We start from the raw sequence: 25,780 nt of genomic DNA on the forward strand, positions 1-25,780 counted from the left end.
CGGCATGAGCCAGAGCTTGCTCGGCGGCGACCCCGCGGAAATGCAGAACATGGCCGCTCAGTTCACGCAGCAGGCGGAGCAGGTGCGCCAGACGATGGCGGCGCTCGACCGCGAGGCGGCGAAGGTCGGCACCGCGTGGACCGGGCCGGGCGCTGTGCGCTTCGGCGGTGCCTGGCAGAACTACCGTCAGGCGTTCCAGAGGATGTCGGAGGAGCTCGCCGAGGCCTCCCGCATCATCACCACCTACCGCGGCAACATCGAGTCCGCGACGCGATAGCGCGCGAGACCGGAGCCCGGCGGGGTGGAGTTCCACCGCCGGGCTTTCGTGTTTCCTCCCGTCGTTTCCCAGAGGGTGTTCTCCCATTTCAGGCGATGGTCGCCGGCTCTCCGCCGCGACGCCCCGGAAGACCGTCAAGGCGGGCCGCGGGCCGCCGGCTTCGTGGGTCCGGCCGCGGCCACGGCTCGGCCGGTTCCCTCCTATGGGGGCGCGGTTCCAGGCGCGCTGTGGGCGGTTCGGGGGATGGCTCCGTCGCCCGCACCACGGCGGCGGCGAAAATCCCGGTGGCCGTCCGCCCCGCTTTCGGCAAGCCCGGAAACGGTACCAATCCCCCCAATATGACCGGGGGCCAAATAGACCGTAAAGGGCCGCCGTAACTCCTCATGATGCTCCATTGCCGGTGACTCCTTCATAAAGCCAGACACGACACGGGTTTCCGGGCCTATTACGGCGATTCTGATCCAATCTTGAGTAATGTCGGTGCTCGCCAGCAGTGTCGCCAAACTCTGGAGTCCGCACCGATGAGGGTCACCGAGCAACCCCCCTTCCGCGGTCCAGAGGCGCGACGGATCGGCGACCAGGCGCCGTCGTCCGGTTACCCGCAGGGACGGAAGCTGCCCGTCGCCCCCCGCGAGCGCAGGCCCGCGCTGGCGGTTCTGGCCGTCCTGCTGATCGTCGGCGGTGCGCTGGTCACGGCCGTCCTGTTCATCCAGAACGGCGAGCGGGTGTCGGCCATCGCCGTGACGGAGCGGGTGGGGGCCGGCCAGCGAATCCCCGTGGTGGCGCTCAAGGAGGTGCGGATCGCGGTCGCGGACATCCAGTACATCCCGTGGTCCGCCCGCGAAGAGGTGGGGCGCCACTTCGCCGCCGTCGACCTCATGCCGGGGACGCTGCTGAACGACCGGATGGTGGCGCTCGCCTCCTCTGAACTGCGTCCGGGCAAGGCGGTGGTCGGGCTCCTGCTCAAGGCGGGCCAGCTGCCTCCGGGTCTGGCGAAGGGCGACCGGGTCCAGGTGATCTTCATACCCGGCGGGCAGGGCACCCCGGAGAGCGGCAGGATCCTCGCCGCCCACGCCCTCGTCAACTTCGTGGACGGCACGTCCGTGGACGACCGGCCGGGGAGCACGGGAAGCGGGTCCACCTCGGTGTCGGTCATCGTCGACACCGAGATCGCGCCCACCGTCGTCGCCTACGCGTCGGCGGGCCGCATCGGCCTTGCCTACCTCCCCGGACTGCCGGCCGACACCTCCCCGCAGCCACACCCCAGTGGCGGTCCCTCCGCCGGGCCCTCCGCCGGAACGCCCCCTGCGCCGGACGACGTCACGACGGGCGCGCCCAGTCCGAACACGCGGCAGACCCCCAGGGCCTCCACGACCCCACGCGCCGGCACGCGGCCGGTCCGTACACCGACCTCCCGCCCGACCGCCCAGACGACCGGGAGGCCGAGCACCAGGCCGACAGCCCGCCCGACCCCAACCCCCACCGCCCGCCGGACCCCCGGACCCACCCCGACCACAAACGGACAGGGCTGAGCGACATGACTCCGAGCGCACTCGTGGCGGGGGCGATGGGTTTGATCGCGGCGGACACGAGACCGGGGGGAGCGGTGTGGCACTGATCGCGCTCGCGGCCGACAAGGGCGCCCCGGGCGTCACGACCGCTGCCACCGCGCTCGCGGCGGTCTGGCCGCGCCACGCGCTGCTGGCCGAGTGTGACGCGGCCGGAGGCGATCTCGCCTACCGGCTGCCCTCCGAGCAGGGTCATCCTCTGGACGCCGGGCGTGGCCTGCTCAGCCTCGGAGTGGCCGCCCGCAGGGGCCTGGACGCCCCGCGGATCCACGAGCACACCCAGCGGCTGGTCGGGGGCCTGGAGGTCCTCGCGGGCATCGGCGGCGCCGAACAGGCGTCCGGGCTGACGTGGCTCTGGGAGCCGCTGGCCCAGGCGTTCGGATCGCTGCCCGGCACGGACGTCATCGCCGACTGCGGCCGGGTGGGGTCCTACCCTCCCATCAACGGCCTGCTCGCCGCCGCCGACCTCGTCATGCTGCTCGTCCGCCCCCAGCTCGACCAGGTGGCCCACCTTCGTGATCGCGTCGCCACGCTGACCGCCGCGCTCGCCGAGCGCACCCCGGCCCCGCCGCCCGTGGGCGTCGTGGTGATCGCCGAGGCCAAGAGGTTCAGGAAGGCGATCGCCGAGGTGCGCCGCGTACTGTCCGCTTCTGGTGGGGCACCCGACCTGGTGCTCGGCGGCCTCGCCCACGACGTCAGGGGTGCCGAGCTGCTGCGCGGTGAGTGGGGCGGGCGCCTCGACCGCACCCTGCTCATCCGTTCTGCCCGCGAACTCGCCGCCACCGTCCTCGCCCGTACCGACCACGGAGCCCACCAGCGCGGGCGCCACGCCCAAACTCCCGAGACCGAAAGCAGCCCGGCATGAGGTGGGCCCGATGGTCGGTGAGAGTGGCGCGGCAGTTTCCCAGCTCGCCGGATCCGACAGACCCGGACGAATGCTGGCCAGGGCCGTGGCGTCCCCCGCTCCGGAGACTGGCGTGACGTGGTGAGGGGTTCGTTGATCTTCAGGGACACGGCCGAGGGCGCCGTCGAGGCGGGGATGCGACCGTGACGGGGCCGCTGATCGGCGGGGCGATCATAGGGCTGGGGGTGTTCCTGCTGCTCCGTGCGCTGTTTCCGAGTCGTCCCGGGCTCGCCGAGCGGCTCCTGGTCGCCGACGCCGTACGGCGGGACGGGTACCGGGCCGGCGTGGTCACCACCGAGGGGGAGCCCGGTGCGCTCCGTCGTGAGGTCGGCGCGTTGGCCGCGCGCTTCTATGCGGCACGGGGATGGGAGCTGCGCTCGGTCCGGGCCGATCTGGCGTTGCTCGGCAGGTCGTTCGAGGGACATCTCGCCACCAAATACCTCCTCGCCGCGTCCGGCCCGCCGGCCGCGGCGATCCTGGCCGCCGGGATCCCGCTCCTGGGCTGGGACTGGGGCCCGCTCATGGGCTGGGAGTTCCGGGTCGCGGTGCCGCCGGCGGCGGCGATCGTCCTCGCCCTGGTCCTGTTCCTGCTCCCGGACCTGCGGCTCAGGCGGGACGCCGCCATCCGCAGGCGTGACTTCCTGCGCGTCGCCGGAGCCTTCCTCGACCTCGTGGCCACGAACCTCGCGGGCGGCGGGGCACTGCCGGAGGCGCTGATGACGGCTTCGTCCCTCGGGGACGGCTGGGCGATGTGGCGGATCCGCGACGCGCTGGTGAACGCCGGGCTCGCCGGCATCACCCCCTGGCAGGCCCTGGCCCGGCTCGGTGAGGAGATCGACGTGGAGGAGCTGCGCGACCTGGCGCCCTCGCTCGGGATGGCCCCGGAGGACGGCGCCGGGGTCCGGCAGTCGCTGGCGGCCCGCGCCGAGGCCATACGCCGCCGCCGGCTGGCCGAGATCGAAGGCCGGGCGGGGGAGCGTGCGCGGTCGATGCTGGTAGCCCGGTTCCTGCTGTGCGCCGGGTTCGCCCTGTTCCTGGGCTTTCCCGCGGCCATGAGGATGCTCGGATCATGAAACGGAGGCGGCAAGCCGCCCCGACGACGGGATCCCCGGCTGCCAGTGAGGTTCCGGGTGCCCGTGGTCATGACGGCGCGGCATGGGCGGTCGCTGTCTTCGCGACGGGTGGATGGCAGGCATACTCCTGACCACCATCGGATTGGGCGGCGGCGCCACGGGCACCAGTGCCACCCCAGGGCCGGGGACAGGTCAGGCATCCCCGCGGACAGGTCAGGTCAGGGATCGAGGAAATGGCAACACCACCCGTGCGCCCGGCGGAGCGGACGGCGTCCGGCATCCTGCTCGGCGTCCTCGCCGTCGTCGCTCTGCTCGCCCTGGTGGCCGGGGTGCCGTATGCGCTGGTCCGCGTCTTCGGCTCTCCGGTTCCCGATGGCGGGCTCTCAGTGGACACGCTGACACGGCGGCTCGGACCGGGCGCGGTGCTCGACATGCTGTCGGTGCTGGTCTGGCCGGTCTGGCTCCAGCTCGTCGCCTGCGTGGTGGCCGAGCTGTCCGCGATCCGCAGGCCCGGGCCGCCACCCCGTATCCCGTTCGCCCGGGGCACGCAGGCCCTGGTCCATCGACTGGTCACCACCGCGTCCGTACCGGTCACCGCGCCCGACTCGGCAACGCCGCGGGCCCTCGCGGCCGGGACGCCCGCCGTGCCGGAGCGGCATCCGGGTGGACGTCCGGACGGCTCGCCCCGCCACGCCGACGCCGGCATGGACGCCACGGCGACGGGAGTGACGAATACGGAGGACCCCGAGGCCACGCGGGACTTTCGGGGAACGCGGCATCGTCGCGGGGGACCCACGCCCGCTGTGAACGTGGCCGAGCAGGGACCGGCACCTTATGAAGCCGGGCGGCACGCGGGCGCCCCGCTCCCCGGCCTACCCGCGCCCGAGATTCCCGTCGCCGGTGCGATCTCCGGGTTCGCCGCGGCCGGGTCGCTCGCCGCGGCGGGGCTGCTGGCGGCGCTGGGACGCAGGCGCCGGGAGCGCCTCTGGACCCGGCCGCCCGGATGCGGGCTCCCCGTGCCCGCAGGTGAGGCAGCGCTCGCGGAGGTGGCCCTCCAGATCGCCGCCGACCAGGCCGGCGCGAGACTGCTCGACCTCGGACTCCGCCACCTCGGCAAGGAGCTGGCGTCCAGGGGCCGCACGCCCCCGACCGTGTATGGCGCCTTCCTGTCGTCCACCCACATCGACCTGTGGATCCATCCGGGTGACGAGGACGTGCCCGCGCCGTGGACGGCCGTGGACGGCGGCAGGGTCTGGCGACTGGACGCCCCTGACGGCTCGTCCTTGAACGAGCAGGCCGTGGCGGGCACCCCCGCTCCCTACCCCGGGCTCGTCTCCATCGGCACGAACGAGAACGGGCGGGTGCTGATCGACCTGGAGACGGCCCGCGGCGTGATCGACCTCCGCGGTCCCGGGCCGATGGTGGCGGCGGCCCTCGCGGCGGCCGCCGTCGAGCTGGCGACCAACCGGTGGTCCGACCATGTGAGGCTGCTCCTGGTCGGCTTCGGACACGAGCTGGCCATGGTGGCCCCCGATCGGGTCGTCGTCGCGGGCAGCATCGCCGAGGTGCTGCCCGAACTCTCGGCACGTGCGGCCGATTCGCGGCCCGCCGGTTCCGATGGGGCCGGCTCGGTGTCCGGCGGCGCCGGGGCCCGGACGCCTGCCTACCTGCTGTCGGCCCTGCCGGCGACCGCTGACGAGGCCGCTCGGCTCGCCGAGCTGGCCCGTACGGGCACGCGAATGCTGATCGGGTGTCTCATAGCGGGTGACGGCTCGCCCGGCTCAGCGTGGACCTGGGAGCTCACCGAGGGTGGCAGGGCGGGCGTCAAGGACCTCGGCCTGGACGCCATGGGCCAGCTCCTGAGCGAGCGGCAGTACGCGCAGATCGCCGAGCTCTTCCGTAACGCCACCCACGGAACCGTGCTTCCATTGCCCGAGCCTGAGCCGAACGGCCTCGCGGCGGTGCAGCTCGACCCGTCCTTCCGGCCGTCGGCGGAGGTCTCTGTGCTGGGGACCGTCCGGGTGCTCACGCCCCGGCCCCTGGAGGAGGAGCGGGTGCCGATCTGCTCCGAGCTGGCCGCCTACCTGGCCACCCACCCGGGCGGCGTCCACCCCAAGGCGCTGGACGGGGCGCTGTGGCCGGGCGGCGTGGAGACCGCCGTACGGGACGCCGCCATCATCCGCGCGCAGGAGTGGCTCGGCATGGACAGCGCGGGACGTTTCAACCTGTACGTCGACACCGAGGGCCTTCTGCGCCTCGGCCCCGAGGTGCGCGTGGACTGGCAGGTGTTCCGCGAGCTCGTACGGCTCGCGCGGCGCGATCCCCCGAACGAGACCGCGGCCCTCGAAGACGCCCTCGCCCTGGTTCGCGGGCCGCTGGCGGCGGGGCATCCGGCCGGGCACTACCTGTGGCTGGCGGGGGACCCGGTGGGCCCGGAGGTCACGGCCCGGGTGTCCGACGCCGCACACCGGCTGTGCGAGCTGCGGATGCGGGCGGGCGACCCTGACGGCGCCATCGGGGCCGCGCTCGCCGGGCTGCGGGTCTCGGAGGGCGATGAGGGCCTGTGGCGCGACCTGCTGCGGGCCGCGCACGCCACGGGCGACATGGGCACCCTCCAGCTCTGGGTGGGCACACTGCGGCAGCGCGCCGCCGCTTCCCAGCACTGGGGGCGACTCGTCCCCGAGACGGAGTCCCTGATCGCGGAACTCCTTCCCTCCTCCACACGCGAAGAGTGACCACGAACGCTAGGGGGTCAGGGCGGTCTGGATCGGGGTCGGGGTGCCGGAGACGACCAGGAGGCCTCGGCCGGGAGGGCCGCCGACGGCGCCGCGCGGCAGGCGTACGTTGAACAGGTCGCCGTCCGCCGGGCTCTGGACCGACAGCAACAGCCCGGTGCGCGCCTTGCGGGCCTCGGCCACGAACCCCCGGTAGGCGGTCGCGAGGTCGCCGGTGGTGCCCGCGATCAGCAGCCCGTGCTCGCCGTCCCTGCCGCTGCGCAGCGTGCCCTCCAGCGCCATGCCGAGGGGCGAGTCGGGGGACACCAGCTCGGCGTCGTCCACGATGACGACGTACCGGTCGTGGCCCGCGAGCGCGCCCGGCAGGTCGCCCGCGTCCCCGGCGAGGACCGTGAGCACGCCCGGCTCCCCGGACAGTTCCCGCAGGGGGCTGCGGCGGGGAGCCACCACGGCGATCGGGGTGTCCTGGCCGAGTAGCGAGCGGGCGGCGGTGAGCAGCACGGACGACCGGCCTGACCTGGACGGCCCCGCGATGACGGCCGCGGGGCCCTGGGCGAGCAGGTCGACTCCGAGGGGGGCCAGGGAGTCGCCGCCCGCGCCGAGCAGCGCCCACAGGGGCGAGGGCGGCTCGAAGGCGGGGACGAGCTCCAGGGCCTGGGAGGAGGTGATCCGCATCGGCAGCGCGTCCACCTTCAGCAGCGACCCGGGGCCAGGGAACCGCGCCGCGGCCGTACGGGCGAGCGCCTGCAGCGCCGCGACCTGGGCGGGCCCCGAAGGGTCGTCGCACAGCAGGGCGATCTGGCTCTCGACCACCCCCTGCTCCCCGATGGAGATCGCGCGCCCCGGCGGCATGGCCGACGGGAGGCTGCGCGGCGGGAGCCCGGCCAGGCCGTAGTCGGCCGGGTCGGCCAGCCGCATGATCAGCCGGTCCTCGAACAGCGTCGAGATCTGCCCGAGGAGGCCGGACCTGTCGGCGGTCACGACGGCGCGCAGCCCGACGGCCGGGCCCTCGCGGAGCAGTTGCATGAACGAGTCGAGCAGCCGTCCGTAGTCGTAGCCCTCGAACGCCGCCGCGAAGCCCTCCCAGCGGTCCAGCATCAGCACCAGCCACGGCATCCGCAGCCCCGTGTCCGCCGGCGCGCCGCTCCTGCTCACGGCGCTGGCCTCGCCCGGAGAGAGCGACGCGCCGCTCCGGGTCACGGCTCTGGCCTCGGCCAGGGAGGCGTATCCGGCCTCGGCGAGGAGTTGCTGCCTGCGGCCGACCTCGGTGCGGAGGCGGGTGAGCAGGCGCTCGACGCGGTCGAGCTGGTCACGGGTGACGACCGCGCCGCAGTGCGGGAGCGCCACCAGCGGCAGCAGGGAGCCCGAGCCGCAGTCGATCGCGTGCAGGTGCACGTCCTCGGGGGAGGCGTGCAGGGCGATGGAGCCGGCCAGGGTCCGCAGGGCCGTGGACCTGCCGGTGCGGGCCGTGCCGGCGATCAGCAGGTGGCCGCCGTGCGCGGGGTCGAGGACGAGCGGCCGCCGGTCCTGGGCCCACGGCAGGTCGGTGAGGCCGAACCGCAGCGGCGGCACCTCGTCGGCGCTGAACCGCTGCGGTCGTACCGCGTCACCGCTGAGATCACCGCCGAATTGCGGCGGCATCTCGTCACCGCCGGACCGTGGCATCGGCACGATGTCGGCGCCGGACCGCAGGGGCGGCGAGGCGCCGCCGGACGCGGAGTCCTCCAGCAAGATCGTCTCGGGAAGCGGGGGGAGCCATGGGCTCGGCTGCTCCTGGATGCCCATGACGCGGGTGGCCTCCACCACGGCGTCCACGAGGACGGCCAGGTCGCTGGTGGGCCCGCCGCCCACGCCGCCCACCCCGCCCGCGCTCCCCTGCGGACCCGTGCGCAGCGGGTGCCCGAGATCGCGCCAGCCGACCTCCACGATCCTCGGGCCGGAGCTCCGGCGCGCGGCCTCCGGCACCCTCCCGCCGACCCGCGCCGTCTGGACGGCCTGCGCGGCCCCGATGCCGGACCGCACGTAACACCGGCCGGGAGTGGACTTGGAGATGTGCGCGGCCTCGGGCCCGGAGATGACGTCGGCCGACTCGGTGGCCTCCGTGACGCGCAGCGCGATGCGCAGCGAGGTGTTCGCCTGGATGTCGGCGGTCACCACGCCCCCGGGCCGCTGGGTGGCGAGGACGAGGTGGATCCCGAGTGACCGGCCACGCCGGGCGATGTCGACCAGCCCGTCCATGAAGTCCGGCAGCTCGGCCACCATGGCGGCGAACTCGTCGATGATCAGCAGAAGCCGGGGGAGGGGCGCGAGGAGTCCACCGGCCGGCGAGCCGTTCTCACGCGGGCGGTCCCTGAGCTCGTGGTAGTCGTCGATGTCCTTGGCCCCGGCCGCCAGCAGCAGCCGCTCCCTGCGGCGGATCTCGGCGGCGAGCGAGGCCAGCGCCCGCTGGGTGAGGTGCTCGTCGAGGTCGCTGACCATGCCGACCGTGTGCGGCAGCCGCACGCACTCCTTGAACGCCGCGCCGCCCTTGTAGTCGATCAGCACGAACGTCATCTCGTCCGGGCGGTTCGCGACGGCCAGCGAGCAGATCAGCGTCTGGAGCAGCTCGGACTTGCCCGCTCCGGTCGTTCCCGCGACGAGGGCGTGGGGGCCGTCCGTGCGCAGGTCCAGGCTGAACGTGCCCTCGGCCCCGACGCCGATCGGCACCTCGGTCGTGCGGCCGCCCGCCCGCCACCGCGCCGCCACCGCGCGGCCGGTCGGACTCAGCTCAAGCAGGTCGAGCAGGCGTACGGACGAGGGGAGCGCCACAGCGGCGTCGTCCCTGCTCACGTCGCGCAGCGGAGAGAGCGAGCGGGCCAGGCGCTCGCACCACGCGGGGGAGACCTGGTCGGCGAGGATCTCGCCGATCGCGTCCAGGCCCCCGCCGCGCAGCCGTACGAACCCCTCGGGCCCGCAGTCGACGACCGTCGCGCACTCCTCGGGGAGCAGCCGCTGGTCCTCGTCGATGGCGATCGTGTAGACGCCGGCGCGCGGCCCCTGGCGGAGCACCTGCGGCATGCCGGGCAGGGCGCGCAGCACCTGGGCGCCGTCGAGGATGACCAGCACGTCGTACGGGCGGTCGTCGTAGGCGGCGAACAGGGGCTCCTCGTCGGGCAGGAACGAGCGCCCCCACCCCTTGGCCGGGGCGAGCGGGGCCAGGCCGTGGTCGTCGGGGCCGAGACGCTCGCCGATCAGCGCCGCGAGCTCCGACACCCGCTGCGCCGCCGCCTCGGGGTCGGCGCCGACCAGCGCGACGCAGTCGGCGTCCCGCGGCGCGCAGTGCGGCAGCCACCGCGCCCAGTTCCACTGCGCGGCCCCGTCGGCTCCGGCCGAGAGCACGACCACGGCGAGGTCGCGCGGGCTGTGCAGGGTGACGGCGGCGCCGACCAGCGAACGGGCGATGCCCAGCGTCACCTCGCGCGGCCCGGTCATGCCCGCCACGCCGAGCCGGCGCATCGCCAGCGAGACCGGCACGGCCCCGGCCACGGGAAGCTCGGGCATCGGGATGTCGGGACCCGCGCCCCGCTCGGGAACGAACTCGATCTCCGCGGGCAGGTCGGCCAGGCCGATGCGCAGCCGCAACGCGTCGGGATCGTGGCTCCTGCGCTCCCACAGCCGCCGCCGGGGACCGGTCGCGGTGAGCAGCAGCTCGGCGGCGTCGGGGGAGGCGGCGCGGCGTTCGAGCTCGTTCACCGCCCTGGCCTTCTCGACCGCCGCCTCGAAGGCGACCAGGCGTTCGCGGTACGCCTTCATGTCCTGGCGGTACTTCCTGCGGCCGTGCCGCCGGTCGCTGATCCACTGGCCGATCATGATCATGGGAGTCATGAGCCCGATCAGCAGGTAGTACCAGATGTGGAACACCGCGGCCATGGTGAAGCCGAGGACGGCGGGCAGGCAGGCGGCCAGCAGCTGCAACCGCATGCCCTCGCCCCGGCTGGGCTCCGCGGGCACCTCGAACCGCCTGCGGCGCTCGGCCGGGCGCAGGCGGGGCGGCCGGTTGTAGGCGAGGCCGCCCTCGGGCAGGACGTCCAGATGCGCGTCGGGCGGCTCGGTGGCCCGGAGGACGAGCACGGAGTTCCCGCAGGTGAGCGGCGTGCCGTCCGGCCAAGGGCGGGGGCCGTTCACCGGCTCGCCCGCGAGCTGGGGGACGGTGTGCGTCGCCCCGCGCGTGAGGGCGCCGATGACCTCGGTGCTCTCGGCGCCGGCCTCAGGGGCCCCGGCCCGCGCCCGCTTCCTCGCCCTGCGCCTGGCCCTGCGCGACATCTTGGCGGGAGGCCTGCCGGGGGCTAAGACCGACCTGACGAGGACCTCGTCCGGCGTGACGCGCACCTCGGCCGCCTCGGGCGGCAGCTGGTGGTCGCCGACCGGCACCGCGCACGCGGGGTCGGACCCGATGACGTGGACGCCCAGGCCGAGCCGGTGGACCGAGCCCGCAGCGGGCCCTCCGACCACCCTGATCTCCACCACTCCGCCGGGCTCCGTGAGGAGCGTGGACCCGGCGGCCCGCTGGTCGAGCGTCACCAGGTCGCCGTCGCGGAGCGCCGCGACCATGGGCGCGTCCGGGTCGAGCCGCCTGCCGTCGACCCACAGCGAGGGCACCTCGCGCCCGCGCGGGCGTGCCTGTCCGCCGAGGCCGTAGGGCGCGCGCGCCCGCGCCAGCCGTACGACGTTGCCTCGGGGCTCTCCCGGCGCGCCCTTCAACGCCGCCGCGAGGCCCGCGACCGTGGTCTCCTCGTCACCGTCGATGACGACGTCACGGTGTCCGTGCTCTGAGACCACGGTAAGCATGATCCGCATGCGGCGTCTCCTCCGGGTCCGGCTCTCCCGCGCATAAGGTAGCGACGGGAGTTCATCCGGTCCGGAGGTTTACGTCAACCAGACCTGCGGGTGCCCGTCTCCCTACTTCTCCACTTTCTTGCCGTCAGGGCTGATGAGATACCACTTGCCGCCGAACTCGTTCTTGCCCTGACCGTTGTACTCTCCGGCCCGCAGGTCGCCGGTGTAGTAGTACAGCGGGTGCTTGTCGTAGGTGACCTGCTTCTCTCCCTGCTTGCGCGTCGTGGTGCCGAGCAGGCTGTCCTTCACTCCGGTGCCCGCGTGGGGCTTGCCGCGGGTGAGGAGCGGCGGCCAGGTGATCGCGCAGTTGTCGTAGCAGTTGGACGTGTTGTCCTTGTCCTTCTCGAAGACGTAGAGGGCCTTGTCGTTCTCGCCGACCAGGACCTTGCCGTACTTCGAGTCGGCGACCTTGACCTTCGCGTGCTCGGGCGTCGGCATGGGGCTCAGCATGGACTCGGTCCCCGACGGCGACGCTCCCGGCGAGGTGTAGGTGGGGCTCGTGGTCGACGTGCTCGTCGGCGAGGGGTATGGGGACATCTCGGTGCTGGTCGGTGACTCGGTGGCGTTCGCCGCCGCCCTGCTGTAGCTGGTCGCGGGCTTGCCGGCTCCGCCACATGCGCTTACCAGCAGGACGGTTGTGGCCAGCCCGACGCTCGACGCCAGAATTCTGTGCATGACCCCTCCTTCTCAAGAGTTCCGCACCCAGGTGCCGGGCCGGACTATGTATCTGTCGAGGGGGGACGTAGCTATCCTTCCCGCCTTTCCAGTTTTCAGCACATCCGTGCTCGTTTCGCATGGTCTCGTGCCTAAAGACCGATACGGAAAGACCGCTAACCTGGGTGGTTATCGCGGGGTGTCATGTCGTCCCACGGGTTTCCCACAGGCGTCTGTGGGTGACGGCTGTGGATAACCCGCCCTCCTGTGGATAACTCGGGGGCGTTGTGGGCTGATTTTCGATCTTAAACCGGATTTATCGCCACGAATCGGGCAGAAGTGTGCCCGTGGATAACCCCCCGTCGCTGTGGATAAAGCTGTGTACAACCGGTCGCGAAGGGCCGGTCCAGCGAGGAGAAAGGGGCTCTCATGCCGGACTACGTGCAGGTCCAGGTCGCGGTCGAGGACCGTGACAAGGCCGCCGAGCTCGCCCGGTCCGCCGTCTCCGCGAGGCTCGCCGCCTGCGTCCAGATCGTCGGTCCCGTCACGAGCACCTACCGGTGGAAAGGCGCCGTGGAGACCGCCGAGGAGTACCTGCTGCTCATCAAGACCACCCGCGAGCGCTCGGCCGAGCTGGCCGAGCACATCCGCCGCGAGCATCCGTACGAGACGCCGGAGATCATCAGCCTCCCCGTCGAGGGCGGCCTTCCCGCCTATCTGCACTGGATCGACGAGGAGACGCGGCCTGGACCTGGCGGCGACGGCCGCGAGACGGGCGGTTAAGATGCCGCTTCGCAGGGGAAACCAGAGTGGTAACTGTGGCTGACGATACGTTCGATACAAAGGGGAATAACAGCGGAAATATCATGTCGAGCGGTGTCACGGGACCGCTGCGATTCTTGACGCTCCCGTTGACAGTTAATCCATAGTGGATAAGCATGGGTCCGGTTTCTATCCATGAGCTTGGTGCAAGCTGCACACAATGGCATGAGAATTCCGGAAGATAACCCAACGACCCCCCGTCCTACATATCCGTGACCATGCCGTCCCGCACCGTGGTCATGCGGTTCATCTCGGTCAGCCCCGGTGGCGGCCGATTTCAGCGCATGGTGAGGGTGTCGGCCTGGTTCCTGATTCGGGAGCCCCCCACCCATGAGGATCAGCGAGAAACCCGACCGTGACAGCCGTGCGCCCGTGAACTCGGAGCGCCCGGGGTCCCCGGGCACGCTGTCCGGACCGGCCTCCCGCAAGCTCCCCGTGCCGCCTCGCGAGCGCAAGCCGGCCCTCGCCGCCCTCGCGCTGCTGCTCGTCCTCGGCGGGGCGCTCGCCACGACCTTGCTGGTCCTCCGCAGCGGCGACCGCGTGTCGGCCATCCAGATCACCCAGCAGATCGGCGCGGGCCAGCCGATCCTCCCCGAGGCGATGGAAGAGGTCCAGATCGCCGACACCGGCATCCCGTACGTCTCCTGGAGCCACCGGCAGGAGGTCGCCGCCACCTTCGCGCGGGTGACCCTGATCCCCGGCACCCTGCTCACCGAGCAGATGGTGAGCAACGCGAGCGAGCAGGTCGGCCCCGGCAAGATCACCCTTGGCCTCGCGCTCAAGGCCGGCCAGATGCCGCTGAGCCTCACGAGAGGCGACCACGTCCAGGTGTTGTACGTCCCGGGCTCGGGCCGGGGCACGGCCCAGGGCAAGGTGCTCGCTCCGAGCGCGCTGGTCGAGAGCGTGGGCACCAGCGAGGGGAGCAGCTCGGGCCTGGTGTCGATCATCGTCGACGCGACGGTCTCCCCGGCGATCGCCATGTACTCCTCAAGCGGTGAGATCGCCCTCGGCAAGCTCTCCGGAACCGGCTGACGTGGCGCTCATCGCGCTCGCCGCCGACAAGGGGGCGCCCGGCGTGACCACCGCCGCGACGGCGCTCGGCGCCGTGTGGCCGCGGCCGGTGCTCCTCGCCGAATGCGACCCCTCGGGAGGCGACCTGGTCTACCGCCTGCCCAGCGTGGACGGAAACGTGCTCAACCCCGGCCGAGGCCTGCTGAGCCTGGGCGCAATGGCCCGCCGCGGCCTGCGGCCCGAGCAGGTCCACGAGCACACCCAGAAGCTCGTCGGCGGCCTCGACGTGCTGACCGGCCTGACCAACGGCGAGCAGGCCGCCGGGCTGACCTGGCTGTGGGGCCCGCTCGGCCGGGCGCTCGCCGCGCTGCCGGGGGCCGACGTGCTCGCCGACTGCGGCAGGCTCGGCGCCCACCCGCAGATGGGCGACCTGATCGCCGAGGCCGAGCTCACGTTGCTGTTCACCCGGCCGAGCCTCGACCACGTGGCGCACCTGCGCGAGCGGCTCATGCTGGTCTCCGGGCAGGTCGGCGTCGTGGTGATCGCGGACCCCCGGTCCTACCGCGGCTCGATCGACGAGGTGCGCCGCATCGTCGGCGCCACCACCAGGGACGTCGCCTTCGTGGCCGGCCTGGCGTACGACCCGAAGGGCGCCGAGCTGCTCAGGGGCCAGTGGGGCGGCCGGCTGGACCGCTCCCTGCTGATCCGCACGGCACGCGAGCTCGCCGGCCGTCTCGCCGCCCGGGTGGCGCCCGGCCGCGAGCCCGCCGGGGCCGAACCGCCACGCCCACGAACGGGGGAACGAGCTACATGAGCATCGACCACACGCTGGTGAAGCGGTTCCGGCAGGAGGTCGGTGACCGGCTCGCGCACCAGCGCAGGCTCGACCAGGCGAGCGGCCTCGTGCCCATGTCCGGAGAGGACGAGCGCCAGTTCGCCCGGGCGCTGATCTCCCAGGTGCTGGAGGAGCACGCGCGGAGCGAGATCGGTTCGGGGCGCACCCCTCCGACGGCCGAGGAGGAGGAGGCGCTGGCGGCGGGCATCCACGCCGCCCTGTTCGGCGTCGGCCGGCTGCAGCCGCTGCTGGACGACCCCGAGGTCGAGAACATCGACGTCAACGGCTGCGACCGCGTGTTCGTCGGGTACGCCGACGGCCAGGAGCTCGTCCACGATCCGGTGGCCGAGACCGACGAGGAGCTGATCGAGCTGATCCAGATCCTCGCGGCCTACAGCGGCCTGTCCAGCCGTGCGTTCGACACCGCGAACCCCCAGCTCGACCTGCGGCTCCCCGACGGCTCGCGGCTCTCCGCCGTCATGGACGTCACCGTGCGCCCCGCCGTGTCCATCCGCCGGGCGCGCCTCGGCAAGGTCTTCCTCAGCGACCTGGTGGGCAACGGCACCCTCACCCCCGAGATCGGGCGCTTCCTGTCGGCGGCTGTGGGGGCCAGGAAGAACATCATGATCGCGGGCTCCACGAACGCCGGGAAGACCACGCTGCTGCGGGCCCTGGCCAACGAGATCCCGCCCCACGAGCGGCTCATCACGGTCGAGCGCGCGCTGGAGCTCGGGCTCGACCAGTTCCCCGAGCTGCACCCCAACGTCGTGGCGTTCGAGCACCGCCTGCCCAACTCCGAGGGCCAGGGCGAGATCACCATGGCCGAGCTGGTGCGGCGCTCGCTCCGCATGAACCCCAGCCGGGTGATCGTCGGCGAGGTGCTCGGCGACGAGATCGTGACGATGCTGAACGCCATGACCCAGGGCAACGACGGGTCGCTGTCGACCATCCACGCCAACTCCTCGATGGAGGTCTTCAACCGCATCGCCACCTACGCCCTCCAGGCCGAGGAGCGCCTGCCGATCGAGGCCACCCACATGCTCATCGCGGGGGCGATCGACTTCGTGGTCTTCATCGAGAAGCGCAACGACTACCACGAGGGCGGCCGGCTGCGCCGCTACATCGCCAGCATCCGCGAGGTGGCCGGGGTCGACGGGCGGGTGCTGTCCTCCGAGATCTTCGCCCCGGGCCCCGACGGCCACGCCGTGCCGCACGCGCCGATCGCCTGCATCGACGACCTGGCCCGGCACGGCTACGACCCGACGATGGGAGCCTGGTCATGATCCCGCTCCCGGCCGGGCTCTTCGACCCGCTGGCGATCCTCGCGGGCGCCGTGACCGGCGGCGGGCTGTTCCTGCTCGGCCTCTCCCTGTACGGGCTGCGCCCGGGGCCGCCCTCGCCCGACCGTGGCGCCCGGCGCCGTGAGGTGCTGCGCAGGCTCTCCACGCGCTCCGCGGTCGCGACCATCACCGGCGGCATGGTGCTGGTGATCACCGGCTGGCCGGTCATGGCGGCGGGCGCGGTGCTGCTCGTACTGGCCTGGCGCGGCCTCACCGGCGGCGCGGCCGAGGAGCGGGCGGCCATGAGCAGGCTCGAAGGCCTGGCGGCCTGGACCGAGTCCCTCAGGGACACCATCGCCGGGGCGGCCGGCCTCGAACAGGCGATCCCGTCCTCCATCAGGGCGGCGGCGCCCATGCTCAGGCCGCACCTGCGCTCCATGGTCGACCGCCTGCACACCAGGATGCCCCTGGCCGACGCGCTGCGGATGTTCGCCGACGAGCTCGACGACCCCTCCGCCGACCTGGTGATCGCCGCGCTCATCCTCAACGCCAAGCTGCGCGGCCCCGGCCTTCGCGAGGTGCTCGGCGCGCTCGCCGTCTCCGCTCGCGAGGAGCTCGACATGCGCCGCCGCGTGGAGGCCGAGCGCCGGTCGACGCGCCGCAGCGTCCAGATCGTGGTCGGCACGGCCATCGCGTTCGCCGCGGCGCTGGTCGTCTTCAACCCCTCCTACGTCCAGGAGTACGACTCCCTGCTGGGGCAGGCCGTGCTCGTCGTCGTCGCCGGGCTGTTCGGCGCCGGTTTCGCCTGGATGCGGCGGCTGGCCCGATTCGACAAGCCCGCCAGGCTCCTCGGGCCGGCGTCGAGCGCCCCCCTGGAGCGCGAGCTGATGTCCGGAGGCGTCCATGGCTGAGAACGTCCTCGCCGGGGCCCTGTTCGGGCTGGGCCTGTTCCTGCTGATCAGGGCCCTGTTCCCGCCGAGGCCCGGCCTGGTGACCCGCCTGCTCGCCCTGGACTCCGCCCGCGACGGCGACGAGGCACAGCGGCTCAGGCTCATCAGCCCCGACGAGGAGGTCAGCGCCTTCCGCCGCGGCCTCGGTGTACGGCTCGCGCAGTTCTACACCGCTCGCGGCTGGGAGGTCCGCTCGACCCGTGCCGACCTCGCTCTGCTGGGCAGGTCCTTCGAGGGGTACCTCGCCACCAAGATGCTGCTCGCGGTGTCCGGGCTGCTGGCCTTCCCCATCCTGGCCGGCTGGCTGCTGCTGATGGGGTGGGGCGTCTCGCTCCAGGTGCCGCTGTGGGGGGCGCTGATCGTCGCCCTGGTCTTCTTCTTCCTTCCCGACCTGCAGATCCGCAGGGACGCCGCCGTACGCAGGCGCGACTTCCGGCACGCCGTGGGAGCGTTCCTCGACCTGGTGGCGATGAACCTCGCGGGCGGCAGGGGCGTGCCGGAGGCGCTGCTGATGGCGGTGTCGGTCGGCGAGGGCGGCGGCTCGTCCAACTGGGCCATGGCCCGCATCCGCGAGGCCCTGGCCAACGCCAGGATCGTCGGCATAACTCCCTGGCAGGCGCTCGGCCAGCTCGGCGACGAGATCAACGTCGACGAGCTGCGCGACCTGTCGGCGGCGCTCGGCCTGGTCGCCGACGACGGCGCCAAGGTGCGCGCCTCGCTCACCGCCCGGGCGGCGACCATGCGGCGGCGCGAGCTCGCCGAGGTCGAGGGCCAGGCCGGCGAGCGTTCGCAGTCCATGCTGGTCGCCCAGCTCCTGCTCTGCGCGGGATTCGTGATCTTTCTCAGTTTTCCGGCAGCGATGAAGATGTTGGGGTCATAGATGTTCACACCACCGTGGCTTACTTACCTGGTCGCCGTGCTGCACGTGCGCGTCGACCGTGCCAGGACCGCCCCTTCGCGCGGAGCCTCCGCCGTCGAATGGGTGATCATCACCGCGATCATCGCCGGCGTGGCCCTCGGCCTGGCCACGCTGATCAAGACTCTGGTCACCCAGAAGCAGGCCGAGATCCAGAGCAACTTCGGCGGGGGCGGCGGTACCGGCGGAAAGCCGTGACCGGGCGGCCCTCGTCCCCGAAGGCCGTCCTGCCGCGACGGCGCGACCGGGGGGCCACGGTGGTGGAGCTGGCGCTGCTCATGCCGGTCCTGCTCATCGTGATCCTGCTGGTCGTGCAGTCGGTCCTGTGGTTCCACGGCCGCCAGGTGGCGGACGCGGCCGCGCGCGAGGGCGCCAGGATCGCGCGTGCCGCAGGGGCCTCCGGCAGCGGCTGGCAGGGCCGGGCCGAGGCCAGGGCCCTCCAGGTCGTCCGCACGATCGGGCCCCGGCTGCTCGAAGGTGCCAAGGCTCGCGCGTGGGAGCAGGGTGGCGAGCGCGGTGTCGAGGTGACCGGCGGAGGCGTCTCCGTGGTCCCGTTGCTGCCCCGCACGGCGTTCACCATCACGTCCCGGTTCGGCGGCCCGGTGGAGTGCTTCCGCCCCGACGACGGGAGCGGCAGGTGCGGCTGACAGTGCGAGGCCATGAGGTCTTCGCGCGTGACCGGGGGTCGATGGCGGTCGAGACCGTGATGCTGGCGCCCGTCTTCCTGCTCTTCCTGATGTTCCTCGTCGGGGCCGGGCGGGTGGTCGAGGCGCAGGGCGAGGTCAACGGGGCCGCCAGGGACGCCGCGCGCGCCGCCTCCGTGCAGCGCACGCTCGCGGCGGCCGAGGGCGCCGCCCGCGACGCCGCCGGGGCCGCGCTCGACGACCAGTGCGGACCGAAGGTCAGCCTCTCCGGCAGCGACTGGAAGGAGGGCGGCAGCGTACGGGCGACCGTGACGTGCGACCTGAAGCTCGACTTCCTCGGGTTCGGCGTGCTCAAGCAGATGAAGGGTGACTCGGTGGTGCCGCTGGAGCAGTTCCGGAGGGTCGAGTGAGACGGCTCCGGGAAGACCAGGGCTCGATGTCAGTATTTGTCGTGATCTTTTCCGTGGTGGTGTTCATGCTGGCCGGGCTCCTGGTCGACGGCGGCGCGGCCATCAACGCGAGGCTGCGCGCGTCCGACATCGCGGAGCAGGCCGCGCGGGCGGCGGCCGACCAGATCGACGTCGAGAACCTCCGGGCCACCGGCCAGGTGCGCCTGCTCGGCGACGACCGGGCGGTGTGCGGCCGGGCCCAGCAGATCGTCGACGCGCACGGCGACGCCGATGTCCGGCTCACCCGGTGTCAGACCGGCGCGGGCCAGGCGGAGGTGACCGTCGCGGTGAGCGCCCGGTGGAACGCCGTGTTCCTCGCCGCGCTCGGGTTCTCCGGCTCCGCCATGTCCGGCGTCGCCACCGCGGGCCCCGATCCCGGCGACCAGCAGCCGTGACCGGGGCGGAGACGAAGGAGGGAGAGAGATGACCGCGCAACGCAGACCCCCATCGCGCCCGTCGTCCGGGATCACCCCGGCGGCGCCGCCCCGGCGCATCCGGCCGCGACGGACGGTCGGCGACGTGATCGCCGGCATCGCGGCGCTCATCGCCCTCGCCGCGCTGATGGGTGGCGTCCCCTATGCCCTCCTGCGTCTCGCGGGCCCGCCGCTGCCCGAGGAGCTTCTCAACGGAGACCTCCTGACCAGGCAGGTCAGCACCAGCACCGCTGTCGCCATCCTCGTGCTGCTGGTCTGGCTCACGTGGTTCCAGCTCGTGCTGTGCGTGATCGTCGAGGTGTACTCCGGCATCCGCCGCATCGGCATGCCCGTACGCGTGCCGCTCTCGGGCGGGCCGCAGGCGCTGGCCAACCGGCTCGTGTCCACGGCGCTGATGCTGTTCACCGTGTCGGCCGTCGCGATACCGATCGCGGGCATCGCCTCCGGCCCGCCGCCGGCCAGGCCCTCCGTCGTGGCGGCGGCTCTCACCGCTCCCATCCCCGAGGAGCAGGGCTCGCTCGACGTGGTGCGCCAGGTCAAGAAGGTGTACGTCGTCCAGCCTCCGCACGGGCGCCACCATGAGAGCCTCTGGGAGATCGCCGACAAGTGCCTCGGCGACGGACGGCGCTATCCGGAGATCTACCGCCTCAACCAGCACAAGGCGCAGCCCGACGGCACCCGGCTGCAGATGGCCGACCTGATCAAGCCGGGCTGGGTGCTCGACATGCCGGACGACGCCAGGAACGTGCACGTGGTCCCGGTGGACGAGCAGCGCGAGACGACGCTCAAGCGCCACCCGGGCAAGCCCGTCGAGATGGACGGCCGCACGCAGTTCGTCGCCCCGGACGCCACCGAACGCCAGGCCACGAAGGACCAAGGCACCGAACGACAGGCCATCAAGGACCCCGCCGGTGAGGGCCGGAGCGCGCAGGACGAAACCGCGGAAAAGGATGAAACGAAGATCGTCCTGCCACCGCCCGCGCTGCCCCAGCGCACCTATCACCTTCCCGCCGTGCCGAAGGTGCCCCCGGTCTCGGCCATTCCCAAACTCCCGCAGGCGACCATCTCCCCTTCCGTGAAGCCCGTGGAGAAACCCCAGAAGGCCGAAAAGATCGAATTACCGGAAAGGCCGGAGAAGCAGGACCAGGGCGGTGGCCTAGATCTCGTCGACTACCTGGCGGGCGGTTCGCTCGCGGCGGCCGGCCTTCTCGCGGCGCTCGGCCGGCGCAGGCGCGAGCAGCTCTGGCACCGTGCGTTCGGTCACCGCATCCCCCGGCCGAGGGGCGACGCCGCAGGCGCGGAGGTCGCCCTGCGCCTCGGCTCCGACGCCCCCGGCAGCCGCATGCTCGACAACGGGCTGCGCCTGCTCGGCAAGCTCCTGGCCGAGCAGGGCCGCGTGCCTCCGACGATCTACGCCGTGCACCTGTCCGCGCGGGGGCTCGACCTGTGGATCCACCCGCCGGAGCAGGACGCCCCCGAGCCCTGGGAGTCGCACGACGGCGGCCGCACCTGGCGGCTGCTCGCACACGAGGGCCGGGGCATCGACGAGCACGCGCTCGCCGACGCGCCCGCCCCGTACCCCGGTCTCGTCTCGCTCGGCGTCACCGAGTCGGGCCGGGTGCTGATCGACCTGGAAGCGGCGCACGGCGTGATCGCCATCGCCGGCCATCGCGTGCGCGACGCCCTCGCCGCGCTGGCCGTGGAGCTGGCGACCAACCGCTGGTCCGACCAGATGCGGGTCACGCTGGTGGGCTTCGGCAACGACCTGGCGACGATCGCCCCGCACCGCGTCCGGGTGGTGGGCACCCTGGCCGAGGCGCTGCCCGAGCTGGAGGCGAGGGCCGAGGAGATGTCCGCCGCGGGCACGCAGGTGCTCACCGGCCGCGTCCACGGCCGGGCCGCCGACCCCGTCTGGCCTCCGCATTTCCTGCTGTCCGCCATCGGGCCCGATACCGGGGAGGCCGCTCGCCTGGCGAAGCTCGGACGCGCGGGCGCCCGCATGGCCGCCGGGTACGTCATCGCCGGTGACGTGCCTCACCCCACCTGGACCTGGGAGATCACGGAGGAGGGCAAGGCACGGGTGGAGGCGCTCGGCGTCACCGTGGCGGCGCAACTGCTGCCCCGGCGCCACTACGACGCCGTCGTCGAGCTGTTCCGCACGGCCGAGCGCCGCGAGGGTGAGCCGGTGCGCGAGGACGAGGAGCCGCGCGAGTTCACCACCACGCCCTCGATCAACGTGCGGGTGCTCGGCCCGATCGAGATCGGGCCGGTGCCGCCCCTGGAGGAGGGCAGGGCCGAGCTGGCGTGCGAGCTGGTCGTCTACCTGGCCACCCATCCGGCCGGGGTGCATCCGGTCGTGCTCGGCGGCATCCTGTGGCCGCGCGGCGTGCAGGCCGTCGTGCGGGACGCGACGATCGCCCGGGTGGCCGAGTGGCTGGGCACCGACAGTGAGGGCAGGCCGAACCTCCGTACCGACGACACCGGGCGGCTGCGGCTCGGTCCCGAGGTACGGTCCGACTGGCAGCTGTTCCGCGAGCTCGTCCGGCGCTCGCACAACGACCCGAGCGCCCGGGCAGTGCTCCTGGAGAAGGCTTTGGGGCTGGTGCGGGGCCCGCTGCTCAACGGAAGGCCGCGCGGGCGCTATGCCTGGCTGGCGGCCGACGAGCTGGAGTACGAGGTGGCCGCGAGCGTGGCGGACGCCGCCCACAGGCTCTGTGAGGTGCGGCTCGCCCACGGCGACGCCGAGGCGGCCGTGGCCGCGGTGCGGGCGGGGCTGCTGCTGGCGGCCGACGACGAGGGCCTCTGGCGCGACCTGCTGCGCGCCGCCCACGCCACCGGCGACCCGCTCAAGCTGCGCGCCGTGGTCGACGGGCTGCACCGCCGGTCCTCCTCCCATCCCTATGGCGGAGGGATGGCCCCGGAGACCGAGTCGCTCATCGACGAGCTGCTGCCCACCTGGCGGCTGCACTCGATGCCGTCCGCGTGATCAGCGAGAAGCACGAAAACTACCGACATGAGGGCACGAGCCCGATAAGCAGGGGAAAGGCGGCGGCGGGAGTGAGAGGGATGGGGCGCGCGGGTCAGGATGTTTCCCGCGAGTCATGCCGATACGCGCATAACGCTGGTTCGAGCTCCCGGCCCGTGGTTAGCGTCGTCGGCATGCGGATGCGGGCTGCCCTGGCCGCCGTCGCGCTGCTGGGCACCGGATGCTCGGCCGCCGGCGCGGAGCGCCCGTTCACCCCTGCCGACGGCCCCGCGTCCTCCGGCGCCACGGCCACCGACCCCTCAGCCGACCCATCCGCCGCCGCCACGCAGGGCCCGCTCGGCGCTCCGCAGGTGCTGTCGAAGCCGGGGGTGGAGAACGTCGAGGTCGCGCCCGGCATGAGCGTGTCCATCGAGTGGCCCTCCGGTCTCGACGGCGCGCAGCAGGCCATGGTCAAGGCCTTCACCGACGGCTACGTCGGATCCTGGAAGGCCGTCGTCACCGAGGGCAAGGACACCGCCTACCTCTCCGGGGTCGAGGACCAGGCCGGCCGGGACGCCTACACCTGGGTCCGCGGCTTCGTCGACCGGCGCGAGTCGGCCACCGGGTCCGCCAAGGTGTACGCCATGCGCGTGGCGTCGGCCTCCGGGCGGGGCGCCGAGGTGGACGCCTGCGTCGACGAGTCGGGCGTCCGGGTGACGGAGGCCGACAGCGGCCGTCCGATCGCCGCCCAGCCCGCATGGACCCGGCGGCCCACCTCGGTCTACCTCCAGGTCGCGGCCGTGCGGAAGGGCGACGACGGAGCCTGGCGGGTCAGGACCTACCTGCACGCCTCCTACCCCCACGAGCGTGCGAAGGAGTGCCGCCGATGAGATCGCTGTTGTCGTTAGTCCTGGCCGCCTCGCTGACGACCGCCCCCGTCCTCGACCCCGGAGGCCCGCGCGGCACCGGCTTCCAGGACGGTCGCACGAGCGGCGTGATCCTGCGCGACTCCAAGATCGTGCTGAGCGGCAACGGCCTCGGCGCCAAGGGCGACGGGTACCGCGTCAAGCGTCCCTGCTGGTACGAGCCCGGCGACAAGGCCGACGACATGCTGAACCGGCAGCAGAACATCAGGGAAGACTGGTTCCACACCCATCCGACCGGCACCGCCGAGGACTTCGACCAGTTCCTCAAGCAGTACAAGGACAAGGTTGGGCAGAACGGCCGCTGGTGGGCGCCCGCGTACAACGCCGCCGACCCCGACGGCCTCGCGTGCGCGACCGGCCTGCCCGGAGCCGTCTGGGTGCCGCAGGGGGCGACGCCGCCCGGCGGGATCACCCTCCAGGAGCTGTACGACCTCGCCCGTGCCGCGCTGACGGTGCCCGAGCCCAAGATCGAGCTCAGCCCCAACGTCAAGAGCTACGTGAACCTCCCGACCTGGGTGTGGCTGACCGGCATCGGGGCCACCACCCGGTCGGTGACGGCCGAGATCCCTGGCGTCATGTCCGCGACCGTGACGGCCACCCTCGCTCGCGTCAAGATCGATCCTGGTACGACGGCCGACCGGGCGGAGGTCAAGGACGCCTGCGGCCCGACCGGCCACCCGTACGTGAAGGGCGGCACGTTCACCTGCGGGGTCCGCTACCTCCGTGCCTCGGCCGACCAGGCGCGTAAGACGTACACGCTGACCGTGACCACCGAGTGGCCGGTGACGGCCGGCGGCGCGGGCGGGTTCGCCTTCCAGCCGGTCCAGGCGACAGCGGTCAGGGACGTCCCCGTAGGAGAGGTCCAGACCACCGTCCGCAAGAGCACCACCGGCGACTCCTGACCTGGGCCAGGCTGCTTGGGAGAGCGGACGATGTCATCTCCCGGGCCCCTCCGGGACGGCCGCGACGGCGACAGCAGTGGCTGAAGGCCTGCGGGAAGTTCCCGATGGGTTCCCCGGTGACCGAGTCGACCTCCTCGGCCAGCAGGCCCACGTCGTTGGCGTACGACGCCGCGGTCTGGAACACCCGCTTGGCATGGGCCCCTTCGCCGGTGAAGGCCAGGGCGTGGGCGAGCCAGAAGGTGCACAGCAGGAACGTGCCCTCCTCGCCCGGGAGTCCGTCGGCGGCGTTGTACCGGTGGACCAGGCCTCGTGCGTCGGTCAGTCGAGTGGCGACGGCGTCCACGGTGGCCCGCACGCGGGGGTCGTCGCCGGGCAGGAACCCGACCAGCGGCATCATGAGCACGGAGGCGTCCAGATCGGTGCCGGTGAACGTCTGGGTGAAGGCGCCCACCCGCGGGTTCCAGCCGCGCGTCAGGATCTCGGCACGGATCTGGTCGCGGGTGCACGTCCAGTCGGCGACGCGGCCGGTGGCCCCCAGCATCTGAGCCAGGGCGATCGCCCGGTCCAGGCCCAACCAGCACATGAGCTTGGAGTGCAGGAAGTGCCGGCTGGGACCCCGCATCTCCCAAAGGCTCTGGTCCGGTTCCCGCCAGCGCCGGGCGGCCGTCTCGGCCACACCGATCAGGAACGAGCGGGTCAGCGCGTCGAGCGGGCACGCGTCGCGGTAGATCTGGTGGGCCGCGTCGAGCAGCTCCCCGTAGACGTCGGTCTGGCGCTGCAGCCACGCGTCGTCCCACCACCTCGCTGCCCGAGAACGTCGGCGACGAAGGTCAGCGCCCGCAGCACCCGCCCGCTCTGGCCCACCTGATCCTGCCAGGGACCTTGGTAGCGCGCGTGCAGCCGGGACCAGGAACGCCAGCCCGCGATGGTGTCCTTGAGGCGGCGGTGGACGTGCCGCGGATGCCGTCGCGGCGGTTCGGGACCCCAGGCCCAGTCGGCCTGCAGCGCCAGGCCGAGGCGTTCCCCGGCTCGCAGCGTGACCGTGGTGTCCGCGGTGGAACCGCTCACCCGCAGTTCGACGGGGGTCGACAGGGTGAGGATCTGGGCGCCGCCATGCGCTGCCAGGCCGCCGCGGATCGGTCGCATCAACGGCCGGACGAGCCCGAACTCGGGTCGCGACGCGTACGCCACCTCCACGGGCACGCGTCCTTCGACACAGGTCACCTCATGCAGGAGGACCCCAGGTGAGGACACGCCCATCGAGTGACCTCGTTCCCCGTTGCCCATAGCCAGCGCGTCGACGAGCACTACGGTTCCGTCCACGCCGTGGAAGGTGGTCTCCAGCACCAGGGTGTCGTTCAGGTATCTGCGGGTGACCTCCGCGGGACAGGTGGGGCGGATGGACCAGAATCCGGCATCCTCGTCGAGCAGCCGGGCGAAGATCGACGGGCTGTCGAAGCGCGCCATGCAGAGCCAGTCCACCGAGCCGTCGGATGTGACGAGGGCCGCGGATCGGCAGTCCCCCAGCAGGGCGTGGTCGCTGATCGGCCGCGTGCTCAA

Annotated in this window: 22 protein-coding genes; 18 read left to right on the plus strand and 4 right to left on the minus strand. The window is 72.8% G+C overall.

Features of this window, described 5'->3' with window-relative positions; all coding sequences use genetic code 11:
- Positions 1-4 precede the first annotated feature (4 nt).
- The 5 genes from OG589_RS43415 (at position 5) to OG589_RS43435 (ending at position 6,557) form a co-directional block, all read left to right on the plus strand.
- Entirely contained in the window at positions 5-277 is a 273-nt protein-coding gene (locus tag OG589_RS43415) for a WXG100 family type VII secretion target (protein ID WP_354837269.1), read from the plus strand.
- A gap of 521 nt (positions 278-798) precedes the next feature.
- Positions 799-1,809 (plus strand): hypothetical protein, encoded by a 1,011-nt coding sequence (locus OG589_RS43420; protein ID WP_405144777.1) that lies wholly within the window; start codon positions 799-801, stop codon positions 1,807-1,809.
- A gap of 76 nt (positions 1,810-1,885) precedes the next feature.
- Complete coding sequence (locus OG589_RS43425; protein ID WP_405144778.1) at positions 1,886-2,710, plus strand: hypothetical protein; 825 nt, start codon at positions 1,886-1,888, stop codon at positions 2,708-2,710.
- Positions 2,711-2,892: 182 nt separating this feature from the next.
- Complete coding sequence (locus tag OG589_RS43430; RefSeq protein WP_405144779.1) at positions 2,893-3,822, plus strand: type II secretion system protein; 930 nt, start codon at positions 2,893-2,895, stop codon at positions 3,820-3,822.
- 233 nt (positions 3,823-4,055) lie between these two features.
- Positions 4,056-6,557 carry a BTAD domain-containing putative transcriptional regulator gene (locus OG589_RS43435; protein WP_405144780.1) on the plus strand — a complete coding sequence of 834 codons (2,502 nt, stop codon included), beginning with the start codon at positions 4,056-4,058 and terminating at the stop codon, positions 6,555-6,557.
- Between the two features lie 9 nt (positions 6,558-6,566).
- Here the strand turns inward: OG589_RS43435 and OG589_RS43440 are convergent, their stop codons facing one another.
- Both OG589_RS43440 and OG589_RS43445 read right to left on the minus strand, forming a co-directional pair.
- Positions 6,567-11,393, minus strand: a complete 4,827-nt coding sequence (locus OG589_RS43440) for an FtsK/SpoIIIE domain-containing protein (RefSeq protein ID WP_405144781.1) — start codon at positions 11,391-11,393, stop codon at positions 6,567-6,569.
- 102 nt (positions 11,394-11,495) lie between these two features.
- Positions 11,496-12,107: a hypothetical protein gene (locus OG589_RS43445; RefSeq protein WP_405144782.1), complete on the minus strand. Its 612-nt coding sequence runs from the start codon at positions 12,105-12,107 to the stop codon at positions 11,496-11,498.
- A gap of 408 nt (positions 12,108-12,515) precedes the next feature.
- Here OG589_RS43445 and cutA point away from each other — a divergent pair, with 408 nt between their 5' ends.
- The 13 genes from cutA (at position 12,516) to OG589_RS43510 (ending at position 24,220) form a co-directional block, all read left to right on the plus strand.
- Positions 12,516-12,869, plus strand: a complete 354-nt coding sequence (cutA, locus tag OG589_RS43450) for a divalent-cation tolerance protein CutA (RefSeq protein WP_405144783.1) — start codon at positions 12,516-12,518, stop codon at positions 12,867-12,869.
- 369 nt (positions 12,870-13,238) lie between these two features.
- On the plus strand, positions 13,239-13,940 hold the full coding sequence (locus OG589_RS43455) for a hypothetical protein (RefSeq protein WP_405144784.1): 702 nt from the start codon (positions 13,239-13,241) through the stop codon (positions 13,938-13,940).
- Between the two features lies 1 nt (position 13,941).
- The gene (locus tag OG589_RS43460; RefSeq protein WP_405144785.1) at positions 13,942-14,733 is read left to right on the plus strand and encodes a hypothetical protein; all 792 of its coding nucleotides are present in this window, start codon (positions 13,942-13,944) and stop codon (positions 14,731-14,733) included.
- A complete protein-coding gene (locus OG589_RS43465; RefSeq protein WP_405144786.1) occupies positions 14,730-16,037 on the plus strand; it encodes a CpaF family protein in 1,308 nt (435 codons plus the stop codon). The genes OG589_RS43460 and OG589_RS43465 overlap by 4 nt, the downstream gene beginning before the upstream one ends.
- Positions 16,034-16,945 (plus strand): type II secretion system F family protein, encoded by a 912-nt coding sequence (locus tag OG589_RS43470; RefSeq protein WP_405144787.1) that lies wholly within the window; start codon positions 16,034-16,036, stop codon positions 16,943-16,945. Before OG589_RS43465 ends, OG589_RS43470 begins: the two co-directional genes overlap by 4 nt.
- Positions 16,938-17,864 (plus strand): type II secretion system F family protein, encoded by a 927-nt coding sequence (locus OG589_RS43475; RefSeq protein ID WP_405144788.1) that lies wholly within the window; start codon positions 16,938-16,940, stop codon positions 17,862-17,864. The genes OG589_RS43470 and OG589_RS43475 overlap by 8 nt, the downstream gene beginning before the upstream one ends.
- Positions 17,865-18,098 carry a hypothetical protein gene (locus OG589_RS43480; protein WP_363915954.1) on the plus strand — a complete coding sequence of 78 codons (234 nt, stop codon included), beginning with the start codon at positions 17,865-17,867 and terminating at the stop codon, positions 18,096-18,098.
- Positions 18,095-18,547 carry a TadE/TadG family type IV pilus assembly protein gene (locus OG589_RS43485; RefSeq protein ID WP_405144789.1) on the plus strand — a complete coding sequence of 151 codons (453 nt, stop codon included), beginning with the start codon at positions 18,095-18,097 and terminating at the stop codon, positions 18,545-18,547. The genes OG589_RS43480 and OG589_RS43485 overlap by 4 nt, the downstream gene beginning before the upstream one ends.
- Positions 18,538-18,954 (plus strand): TadE family protein, encoded by a 417-nt coding sequence (locus OG589_RS43490; RefSeq protein ID WP_405144790.1) that lies wholly within the window; start codon positions 18,538-18,540, stop codon positions 18,952-18,954. Before OG589_RS43485 ends, OG589_RS43490 begins: the two co-directional genes overlap by 10 nt.
- A complete protein-coding gene (locus OG589_RS43495; RefSeq protein WP_405144791.1) occupies positions 18,951-19,388 on the plus strand; it encodes a pilus assembly protein TadG-related protein in 438 nt (145 codons plus the stop codon). Before OG589_RS43490 ends, OG589_RS43495 begins: the two co-directional genes overlap by 4 nt.
- 28 nt (positions 19,389-19,416) lie before the next feature.
- Positions 19,417-22,413: a BTAD domain-containing putative transcriptional regulator gene (locus OG589_RS43500; protein WP_405144792.1), complete on the plus strand. Its 2,997-nt coding sequence runs from the start codon at positions 19,417-19,419 to the stop codon at positions 22,411-22,413.
- A gap of 173 nt (positions 22,414-22,586) precedes the next feature.
- Entirely contained in the window at positions 22,587-23,282 is a 696-nt protein-coding gene (locus tag OG589_RS43505) for a hypothetical protein (RefSeq protein ID WP_405144793.1), read from the plus strand.
- Positions 23,279-24,220 carry a hypothetical protein gene (locus tag OG589_RS43510; RefSeq protein WP_405144794.1) on the plus strand — a complete coding sequence of 314 codons (942 nt, stop codon included), beginning with the start codon at positions 23,279-23,281 and terminating at the stop codon, positions 24,218-24,220. The genes OG589_RS43505 and OG589_RS43510 overlap by 4 nt, the downstream gene beginning before the upstream one ends.
- On the opposite strand, the gene OG589_RS43515 is transcribed toward OG589_RS43510, so the two are convergent.
- Both OG589_RS43515 and OG589_RS43520 read right to left on the minus strand, forming a co-directional pair.
- Positions 24,156-25,001 (minus strand): glycoside hydrolase family 15 protein, encoded by an 846-nt coding sequence (locus OG589_RS43515; RefSeq protein ID WP_405152238.1) that lies wholly within the window; start codon positions 24,999-25,001, stop codon positions 24,156-24,158. The two genes, OG589_RS43510 and OG589_RS43515, sit on opposite strands and share 65 nt — an antisense overlap.
- Positions 24,917-25,780, minus strand: a complete 864-nt coding sequence (locus OG589_RS43520) for a trehalase-like domain-containing protein (RefSeq protein ID WP_405144795.1) — start codon at positions 25,778-25,780, stop codon at positions 24,917-24,919. Before OG589_RS43520 ends, OG589_RS43515 begins: the two co-directional genes overlap by 85 nt.

It is taken from the genome of Sphaerisporangium sp. NBC_01403 (assembly GCF_045040145.1).
Taxonomy (GTDB): Bacteria; Actinomycetota; Actinomycetes; order Streptosporangiales; family Streptosporangiaceae; genus Sphaerisporangium; species Sphaerisporangium viridialbum.

What these genes read in the sequence shown, in the direction of transcription:
- OG589_RS43415 (WP_354837269.1), top strand. Translation starts at nt 5, where the DNA reads ATGAGCCAGAGCTTGCTCGGCGGCGACCCCGCGGAAATGCAGAACATG.
- OG589_RS43420 (WP_405144777.1), top strand. Translation starts at nt 799, where the DNA reads ATGAGGGTCACCGAGCAACCCCCCTTCCGCGGTCCAGAGGCGCGACGG.
- OG589_RS43435 (WP_405144780.1), top strand. Translation starts at nt 4,056, where the DNA reads ATGGCAACACCACCCGTGCGCCCGGCGGAGCGGACGGCGTCCGGCATC.
- OG589_RS43440 (WP_405144781.1), bottom strand. Translation starts at nt 11,393, where the DNA reads ATGCGGATCATGCTTACCGTGGTCTCAGAGCACGGACACCGTGACGTC.
- OG589_RS43445 (WP_405144782.1), bottom strand. Translation starts at nt 12,107, where the DNA reads ATGCACAGAATTCTGGCGTCGAGCGTCGGGCTGGCCACAACCGTCCTG.
- cutA (WP_405144783.1), top strand. Translation starts at nt 12,516, where the DNA reads ATGCCGGACTACGTGCAGGTCCAGGTCGCGGTCGAGGACCGTGACAAG.
- OG589_RS43455 (WP_405144784.1), top strand. Translation starts at nt 13,239, where the DNA reads ATGAGGATCAGCGAGAAACCCGACCGTGACAGCCGTGCGCCCGTGAAC.
- OG589_RS43465 (WP_405144786.1), top strand. Translation starts at nt 14,730, where the DNA reads ATGAGCATCGACCACACGCTGGTGAAGCGGTTCCGGCAGGAGGTCGGT.
- OG589_RS43470 (WP_405144787.1), top strand. Translation starts at nt 16,034, where the DNA reads ATGATCCCGCTCCCGGCCGGGCTCTTCGACCCGCTGGCGATCCTCGCG.
- OG589_RS43475 (WP_405144788.1), top strand. Translation starts at nt 16,938, where the DNA reads ATGGCTGAGAACGTCCTCGCCGGGGCCCTGTTCGGGCTGGGCCTGTTC.
- OG589_RS43480 (WP_363915954.1), top strand. Translation starts at nt 17,865, where the DNA reads ATGTTCACACCACCGTGGCTTACTTACCTGGTCGCCGTGCTGCACGTG.
- OG589_RS43500 (WP_405144792.1), top strand. Translation starts at nt 19,417, where the DNA reads ATGACCGCGCAACGCAGACCCCCATCGCGCCCGTCGTCCGGGATCACC.
- OG589_RS43505 (WP_405144793.1), top strand. Translation starts at nt 22,587, where the DNA reads ATGCGGATGCGGGCTGCCCTGGCCGCCGTCGCGCTGCTGGGCACCGGA.
- OG589_RS43510 (WP_405144794.1), top strand. Translation starts at nt 23,279, where the DNA reads ATGAGATCGCTGTTGTCGTTAGTCCTGGCCGCCTCGCTGACGACCGCC.